Source organism: Mesorhizobium sp. M5C.F.Ca.ET.164.01.1.1 (assembly GCF_004792125.1).
GTDB classification, from domain to species: domain Bacteria; phylum Pseudomonadota; class Alphaproteobacteria; order Rhizobiales; family Rhizobiaceae; genus Mesorhizobium; species Mesorhizobium wenxiniae.
The window spans coordinates 1-310 of record NZ_SRTG01000431.1 but is presented as its reverse complement, the minus strand read 5'-3'; the positions used below and the strand labels follow the sequence as shown (position 1 = coordinate 310).

The 310-nt window shown below is 63.2% G+C and carries 1 protein-coding gene; it reads left to right on the top strand.

Annotation, left to right across the window (positions count from 1 at the left end; all coding sequences use genetic code 11):
* Positions 1 to 310: zinc-binding dehydrogenase (locus EN807_RS34145; protein ID WP_145972477.1), on the top strand; the 310-nt coding region annotated here is incomplete at both ends.

Genomic DNA, 310 nt, shown 5'->3' with positions numbered 1-310 from the left:
GGCCAGCCGATCGACGTGGTCGCCGATCTCGTCGGCGGCGCGATCTTCAACGACCTGCTGCGCATCCTGCGACCCGAGGGCCGCTATACCACGGCCGGCGCGATTGCAGGCCCGGTCGTCCAGCTCGACCTCAGGACCATGTATCTCAAGCAGCTGCAACTGCATGGTTCGAGCCAGGGCACGCGTGCCGATTTCCGTCGCATCGTTCGCTACATCGAGGGGGGCAAGATCAGACCGTTGGTCGGTGGCGTCTACAAGCTCTCCGATTTCCACCACGCGCAGGCCGATTTCGTCGCAAAGGATTTTGTCG